Below are 6,953 nucleotides of genomic sequence, written 5' to 3' on the forward strand. Positions count from 1 at the left end.
AGCGCGAACTCCCGCCCCCGCTCGGCCGGTGGGCCTACGAGCACCGCGACACCGGCGAGATCATCGGCGGCGCCGAGCTCCGGCCGCTGCCACCGCACTACGAAGACGTCGAAGTCGCCTGGCACCTGCGGCCCAACGCCTGGGGGTACGGCTACGCCTCCGAAGCGACCGGCGCGCTCATCCGCTGGGCGTTCGAGCACGAAGCGATCGAACTGTTCGCCGTCGTCGACCCCGCCAACGACCGCGCGCACGCCACCGCGCAGCGGCTCGGGATGGAATGGGTGGGGGAGACCACCAAGTACTACGACCGTCCCCTCGGCGTCTACCGGATCCGGCCTGGCGACTTGGGCTGACGCCTCGTGTCGGACTCCTGCTGCGATGGGTGGGGTGGCGGAACCTCAGCGTCCTCCTCGCTGCGGGATCGATTTTCACAGCCGGCTCCGCCACCGGAGAAATCGCTGTCCTCGCGAGGAGGACGCTGAGAACCCGCTGCGGTGCCGGGGGCTGGGGTGGTCGGCGGCTCAGCGGCTTCGCCGTTGACCGGAAGACGTCACTGATCGCGGGGTGCCGCGCTCAGTGGCGCTGATCGGTCATTCGGCGGGGGTCGTGGCGCGGAGGTGTTCGATCAAGTCGGAGAGCTGGTGGCGGCCGGCTTCCGCCGCCTGGGCGGCGCGGTCGGCGGCCAGCTCCCTGCCCTCCGGGCCCAGGCACCACTGCCACCAGCGGTCCAGCAGCGCGCCCGCCTGCCCGTCGCCGCCGTCGTAGAGCTCCTCGGAGGACAGCACCGCGGGCCACCGCCACGCCGCGCCCTGCGCCGAGACCTTCCCGCCGCCGCCCACCGGGTCCACCGCGATCGCCGGGATCCCCTGCGCCAGCGCGAACACCAGGCCGTGCAGCCGGGACGTCACCACCACGTCCGCCCGCCCGAGCAGCGTGGCGAACTGGTCGGCCGTCGAGCACAGCCGCGCGTTCACCCGGTCCAGCCGCAGGTCCGCCACCATCGGCGCGCACTCGGTCCGCCCGATCCAGTTCAGCAGGTACCGGTGCACGCCGTCGTGCCTGCGCAGCGGCCCGTACTCGCGGCGCCCGTGGGACACCACGATCGCCGCCACCGGCGTCGGGCTGATCGAACCGCTCGCCGCCAGATCCCGCGCCGCCGGAACCCGCGGCCGGTCTCTGGCGAGCACGTGGTGGAAACCGCGCACCGCGGGCGCCTGCTCGTCGATGACCGTGACGCCGACCGCGATGCGCCTGCACCGCGCGTACCGCTGGTGCAGCTCCTCCACCTGCCTGCCGTGCGCCGGGCCGCTGACGAACACGAGATCCGTGTAGTCGCCCGGATCCGCGTCGTCCAGGGTGAGCGACCCGGGGATCAGCACCGGGCTCCACGCGAGGTCGTGCGGGATGCCCGACGTGCCGAGCGCATCCGCCACCCGCCGCATGGCCGCCACGTCGCCCGCGGAGAACTCGGAGTGCAGGAAGCTGGGCCAACCCGTGATCAGGACACGCACGTGAGCTCCTCGTCGACGATCCCGCCCTCCGGAAGTGCCCGGTCCCGGGCCGGTTCAACCACGCGCGGCACGAGGGTTCCCCCACTCGGGCACCTCCAGGCGACCCGCGTCCCGGCCCGCGCGAGCAGGGACTTTCGGCCGTGTCGCCCTGCGGTGCGGGTGGCAGTATCGGCGACCGCACGGAACCACTCGGGGGAGGACGGGCGAATGCAGGCACGACCCACACCACAGCAGGCCGACGCGCACGAGCCGACGCCGCAGGAGCGGTCGCGGGCGGTGCGCGCCACCGCGCACCACGCGCGCGATGCCGCCCAGCTGGCCGAACTGCTCGACATGCTCGGCCTCGACCCGGACGAGGGCAGGGGCGGGGGCGTGCCGCAGGCGCGATCCGGAGGTCCGTCCGCGGCCTGACCCGGGCGCTCGGCCACCTCGGTGACTTCTCTCGTCACCGTCCCCGCCGCTGCACTAGATTCCCCGCTGCGAAGCGGAGAACCGCGTGCGAGCGGGGGCGGCGATGGGCACTGCGGCAGCGGAACCGGACGTCGACGTCGTGGTGGTCGGCGCCGGATTCAGCGGCCTGTACGCGCTGCACGAGCTGCGGTCCCGCGGATTCACCGCGCGAGTGCTGGAAGCCGGGTCGGACGTCGGCGGAACCTGGTACTGGAACCGGTATCCCGGGGCGCGGTGCGACGTGGAGAGCGTGGACTACTCGTACTCGTTCTCCCCGGAACTGGACCAGGAATGGGACTGGTCGGAGCGCTACGCGGCCCAACCGGAGATCCTGCGCTACCTGCGGCACGTCGCCGACCGGTTCGACCTGCGCCGCGACATCGAGTTCGGGGCCCGGGTGACCTCGGTCCGCTTCGATCCGGGCGGCACGTGCTGGACTGTGCGCGCGACCGGACGTCCGCCGCTGGTGGCGCGATTCTGCGTCATGGCGACCGGGTGCCTGTCGGTGCCGCGGGCACCGGACCTGCCCGGGCTGGCCGACTTCCGCGGCCCCACCTATCACACCGGGTCCTGGCCAGAGTCCTATGTGGACTTCGGTGGGATGCGGGTCGGGGTGGTCGGCACCGGTTCCTCGGCGATCCAGGCGATCCCGGAGCTGGCGCGGCGCGCGGGAGCGCTGACCGTGTTCCAGCGGACGCCGAACTTCGCGGTGCCCGCCCGCAACGGCCCGCTTGACCCGGAGCGGCTGCGCCGAGTCAAGGCGACCTACCCGCAGCGGCGAGCCGCCAACCGGGCCAGCGCCGGCGGAATGCACCGGGAGGACAACGAGCAGAACACCTTCGACGTCGACCCGCGGCGCCGCAAGGCGGAGTACGAGCGGCGGTGGCACGACGGCGGGTTCGGCCTGCTCGGCGCGTTCGCCGACGTCATGGCCGACCAGCGCGCCAACGACGAGCTCGCCGGTTTCGTCCGCGGCAAGGTCCGCGCCGCCGTTCGGGACGAGGCGACCGCGCGGCGGCTGCTGCCCGGCGGGCATCCGATCGGCTCCAAGCGGCTCTGCCTGCACACCGGCTACTTCGAGACCTACGACCAGGACCACGTCACCCTCGTCGACCTGGCGGAGCACCCGCTGGAGGCGGTGACCCCGGCCGGGGTGCGGGCCGGGGGAGCGGAGCACGAGCTGGACGCGCTGGTGCTGGCCACCGGGTTCGACGCGATGACCGGGGCGCTGAACCGGATCGACGTGCGCGGCCGGGACGGGACCGCGCTCGCCGACGCCTGGCGGGACGGGCCGGTGACCTACCTCGGGCTCGCCGTCGCCGGTTTCCCGAACCTGTTCCTGATCACCGGTCCGGGCAGCCCGTCGGTGCTGACGAACATGGTCTGCGCCATCGAGCAGCACGTGCAGTGGACCGCCCGCTGCCTGAAACATGTGCGCGACGGCGGCTTCCGCGGCATCGAGGCCACCGAGCAGGCGCAGCGCGGCTGGGTGGCGCACGTCCGCGAGGTCGCCGAGGAAACCTTGTTCCCGCAGGCGGATTCCTGGTACGTGGGCGCGAACGTGCCCGGGAAACCCCGGGTCTTCATGCCCTACGTCGCAGGACTCGACGTGTACGAGCAGATCTGCGAGGAGGTCGCGGCCACCGGGTACCGCGGTTTCACCCCGGTCTGAGCGGATTCCCCCGGCCGGCGCGGGTTCTCCCCGTTCCGGGCGGCACCCGGCGGCCGCGCCCCGGACGCGTTCACTCGCGGCCGGAGATCGGCGGTCACGGCAGCTCGAAGTGCTGGTAGTCCTTCGGATCGTGCCAGGAACCACCCCAGGTCCAGCCCGCGTCGGTGAACACCCGCACCGCCGCGTCCCCGTCGTGCAGCAGCCCCGGATCGCGGCGGGAGCGGTCCAGGTACGGCCCCGCGGTGGCGGGTTGCAGGTCGCCCTCCGAGCTCAGGTACGGGTTGAGCAGCGGGTTCACGTCCACCGCTCGTCCGTAGGCGTGCTGCGACCACGAGCCGCTGCCGGAGATCCCGCGGCAGTTGAACGCGGAGGTGTTGTTCGCGCGCATCGACGTCTCGTCCTCGGCGCCGGGGAAGTCCCCCGCGGGGCGCATCCGCTCGATGGGGAACCGCAGCGCGTGCAGCCGGGCGAACGCGTCGACCGTCCGCCGCACCCGGTCCTCGTGCACCACGAGCTCCCCGAGGTGCTGCTGCCCGTCCATGCCCACGTAGCTCAACCGCAGCAGCCGCAGCCGGTCCGGGCTCACGGGGCAGCCCGGGTGCCAGCTGGCGCCGAGCCGGGCGGCGTCCACCGGCCGCACCTCGGAGGTGAACCGCGGTGCCGGTTCGCCCGCGGGCGGCTGCGGATTCCCGCACGCGACCAGCGCCCCCGCCACCGCTGCGATGAGCCACCGGTGCGGTGCCGATCCGCGGGACTGCCGCATGGCCGAACCCTCCTTCTGCCGGTTCCCCGTCGAGTGTGCGGGTGAACGGGCGTGGAATCGAGTGCCAGGAGGGGCGTTTTCCCCACGATCGGGGAGCATTCGGGTGGTCTTGTGTTGCGAATGGACAGTGCCCGGGACACGATCACGTTGTGGGATCAGTGGTCGCGGAATCCGGAGACCGCAGTCCGGCCCCGAAGCGGACGCATTCCGATGGCGCGACGGTGCTCCGGCGGGAGCATTCGCAGACGGCCCCCAGCCCCGGAACCGGTGCTGTCGCCGCGGCCCCACCTGGTGGAGAGCGGAGGCCGTGACCGTGCGCGGCCTCCGCCTCCGGGGTCGTCCGGTGGCGGCGAGGCGGCCGGAACCCCGTCCGGTGCCGCGAGGCGGTCCGATCCCCGTCCGGAACGGCGATGTCAGCCCCGGTGCGCCCGCAGCCCGTCGAAGGCCATCGCCACCACGGTGTCCGCGAGCTCCGCGGCCCCCACCCCGCCGCGTGGGCGGTACCACTCGGACAGCGAGTTGACCATGCCGAACAGCAGCCGTCCCACGGTCGCCGGGTCGAGGTCGGCGCGCAGGTCCCCGTCGGCGACCGCCTCGGTGACCAGGTCGGTCACCAGCTGGTCGAACTCGCGGCGCCGCTCCAGCGCCGCCCGCTCCACCGGGGTGTTGCCGCGCACCCGCAGCAGCAGGGTGACGAACGGCAGCCGGTCCACCAGTACGAGCACGCTGCCGCGCACCAGGTGCTCCAGCCGGGCGACCGCTCGCGCGTCCTGCTCCCGCGCCTCGGCGGCGGTGGCGAACAGGCCGTCCAGTGCGTGCTCGGTGGCCAGCCGGAGCAGGTCCTGCTTGCTGGGCACGTGGTGGTAGATCGCGGACTTGCTGATGCCGAGCTTGCGGGAGAGGTCCTCCATGCTGGTGCTGTCGTAGCCGCGTTCGTTGAACAGCTCCACCGCCACCGCCAGCAGGGAGTCCAGGTCGTAACCGGGGCGGCCGCGCTTCGCCGGGCGTGCGGGTGGTGCCGTCGTCATGGGCATGATTATTCCAGCAGGAATTTTCCATTGGAGCTGCGTGCGCCCCTCACGTCCGCGCCGCCCCGCGCGTCTGCATAGTGGTACCGACACGCGAGACGGGAGCAGGCCATGAGCACGGTGCACGCGGTGATCGGCACACCGCTCGGCGAGCTGACCCTCATCGCCCGGGACGACGCGCTGTCCGCGGTGCACTTCGCGGGCGGCAGGCACCGCCGGGAGGACCTCGGCGAGCCCGCCGACACCGAGCTGTTCGCGGCGGCCGAGCGGCAGTTCGCCGAGTACTTCGACGGGCGGCGCACCCGGTTCGACCTGCCGCTCGCACCTCGCGGCGAACCGTTCCAGCTGCGCGTGTGGACGCTGCTGGAGGAGATCCCGTACGGCGAGACGACCACCTACGGGGCGCTGGCGCGGCGGCTCGGCGACGTGGGCTACTCGCAGGCCGTGGGCGCGGCCAACGGGCAGAACCCGCTGCCGGTGATCGTGCCCTGCCACCGGGTGATCGGCGCCGACGGCAGCCTCACCGGCTACGCCGGAGGCCTGGACCGCAAGCGCTACCTGCTGGCCCTCGAAGAACCCCCGCCGGAAACCGCGGGGCGCTTGTTCTGACCCCCTGACGGGATCGCACCGCTCCTGTTGCTCGGGTCGGGTGGCGGAACCTCAGCGGTTTCCTCGCTGCGGGATCGTTTTCACCGGTGGCTCCGCCACAGGAGAAAACGCTGTCCTCGCGAGGAAGCCGCTGAGAACCCGTGGCGGTGCGAGTTGCTCTGGTGGTCGGCGGCTCAGCGGCTTCGCCGCTGACAGGCAGTTGAACCAGGTCAGGGGTGGGAGCCTCGGATCTGGAGGGAGTCGAGCAGTTCGGCGGTCGCTCGTTCCACCTGGTCGACCGCTCGCTCGAACGCCGCGGCGTTGTGCGCGGCGGGCGCGCGGAACCCCGAGATCTTGCGCACGTACTGCAGCGCGGCCGCGCGCACGTCCTGCTCGGTCACCTGCTCCGCGTACGGCGGGCGGAGGGTCTTGATGCTTCGGCACATGCTCCGGATGGTCCTCCGCCGACCGGCATCCGGCCAAGGTCGCGACCCCTGGTAGCGCGGCGGGGCGTGCGGTTCCGGGACGGCGATCACCTGGCGGGGACGGGACCTTCGGCGCGCCAGACCGTACCGCGGCGCTCGTGGTGGAAGAGGTCCTCGACGGCGCGCGCCACCAGCGGCCCCACCTCGCGTTCCAGCAGGAGCAGACCCAGGTCCACGCCCGAGGTGACGCCGCCGGCGGTGAGCAGGTCGCCGTCCTCCACGAGCCGCGCGTCGACGACCTCGGCACCGGTGCGGGCGAAGTCGGCGAGCCCCATCCGGTTCGTGGTGGCGTGGCGGCCGACGAGCGCTCCGGTCATGCCGAGCAGCACCGATCCGCCGCACACGGTGGCGACAGCGGTGCCGGGCCGGTGCACGGCCGCCGCGAGCAGCGGGCCGAGCGGGGAGCGCGCCGCCTCCGCCAGCACCTCGGTGATCGCCTCGGCGACCGGGCCGTCC

At 73.1% G+C, this 6,953-nt stretch carries 9 protein-coding genes; 4 read left to right on the top strand and 5 right to left on the bottom strand.

Translation table 11 applies throughout. The features are described from left to right. A partial coding sequence (locus tag ABZ805_RS28855) for a GNAT family N-acetyltransferase (RefSeq protein WP_358446971.1) occupies positions 1 to 353 on the top strand: 353 nt, incomplete at its 5' end. 237 nt (positions 354 to 590) lie between these two features. On the opposite strand, the gene ABZ805_RS28860 is transcribed toward ABZ805_RS28855, so the two are convergent. Next, complete coding sequence (locus ABZ805_RS28860) at positions 591 to 1,511, bottom strand: polysaccharide pyruvyl transferase family protein (protein WP_358446973.1); 921 nt, start codon at positions 1,509 to 1,511, stop codon at positions 591 to 593. Between the two features lie 207 nt (positions 1,512 to 1,718). On the opposite strand from ABZ805_RS28860, the gene ABZ805_RS28865 reads away from it, so the two are divergent. Beyond that, entirely contained in the window at positions 1,719 to 1,922 is a 204-nt protein-coding gene (locus tag ABZ805_RS28865; protein WP_358446976.1) for a hypothetical protein, read from the top strand. Between the two features lie 103 nt (positions 1,923 to 2,025). Continuing rightward, positions 2,026 to 3,633: an NAD(P)/FAD-dependent oxidoreductase gene (locus ABZ805_RS28870; protein WP_358446979.1), complete on the top strand. Its 1,608-nt coding sequence runs from the start codon at positions 2,026 to 2,028 to the stop codon at positions 3,631 to 3,633. Positions 3,634 to 3,727: 94 nt separating this feature from the next. Here ABZ805_RS28870 and ABZ805_RS28875 read toward each other — a convergent pair whose 3' ends face one another. After that, positions 3,728 to 4,396, bottom strand: a complete 669-nt coding sequence (locus ABZ805_RS28875; protein WP_358446982.1) for a M15 family metallopeptidase — start codon at positions 4,394 to 4,396, stop codon at positions 3,728 to 3,730. A 413-nt stretch (positions 4,397 to 4,809) separates the two neighbouring features. After that, on the bottom strand, positions 4,810 to 5,424 hold the full coding sequence (locus ABZ805_RS28880) for a TetR/AcrR family transcriptional regulator (RefSeq protein WP_358446985.1): 615 nt from the start codon (positions 5,422 to 5,424) through the stop codon (positions 4,810 to 4,812). A 111-nt stretch (positions 5,425 to 5,535) separates the two neighbouring features. Between ABZ805_RS28880 and ABZ805_RS28885 the strand changes: the two genes are divergently transcribed. Then, complete coding sequence (locus ABZ805_RS28885; RefSeq protein WP_358446988.1) at positions 5,536 to 6,033, top strand: methylated-DNA--[protein]-cysteine S-methyltransferase; 498 nt, start codon at positions 5,536 to 5,538, stop codon at positions 6,031 to 6,033. A gap of 209 nt (positions 6,034 to 6,242) precedes the next feature. On the opposite strand, the gene ABZ805_RS28890 is transcribed toward ABZ805_RS28885, so the two are convergent. Next, positions 6,243 to 6,458: a DUF2277 domain-containing protein gene (locus ABZ805_RS28890; protein WP_358446991.1), complete on the bottom strand. Its 216-nt coding sequence runs from the start codon at positions 6,456 to 6,458 to the stop codon at positions 6,243 to 6,245. Between the two features lie 86 nt (positions 6,459 to 6,544). Next, a partial coding sequence (locus ABZ805_RS28895; RefSeq protein WP_358446994.1) for a DJ-1/PfpI family protein occupies positions 6,545 to 6,953 on the bottom strand: 409 nt, incomplete at its 5' end.

The organism is Saccharopolyspora sp. NPDC047091, from assembly GCF_040643635.1.
Classification (GTDB): Bacteria; Actinomycetota; Actinomycetes; order Mycobacteriales; family Pseudonocardiaceae; genus Saccharopolyspora_C.

What these genes read in the sequence shown, in the direction of transcription:
- ABZ805_RS28865 (WP_358446976.1), top strand. Translation starts at nt 1,719, where the DNA reads ATGCAGGCACGACCCACACCACAGCAGGCCGACGCGCACGAGCCGACG.
- ABZ805_RS28870 (WP_358446979.1), top strand. Translation starts at nt 2,026, where the DNA reads ATGGGCACTGCGGCAGCGGAACCGGACGTCGACGTCGTGGTGGTCGGC.
- ABZ805_RS28875 (WP_358446982.1), bottom strand. Translation starts at nt 4,396, where the DNA reads ATGCGGCAGTCCCGCGGATCGGCACCGCACCGGTGGCTCATCGCAGCG.
- ABZ805_RS28880 (WP_358446985.1), bottom strand. Translation starts at nt 5,424, where the DNA reads ATGACGACGGCACCACCCGCACGCCCGGCGAAGCGCGGCCGCCCCGGT.
- ABZ805_RS28885 (WP_358446988.1), top strand. Translation starts at nt 5,536, where the DNA reads ATGAGCACGGTGCACGCGGTGATCGGCACACCGCTCGGCGAGCTGACC.
- ABZ805_RS28890 (WP_358446991.1), bottom strand. Translation starts at nt 6,458, where the DNA reads ATGTGCCGAAGCATCAAGACCCTCCGCCCGCCGTACGCGGAGCAGGTG.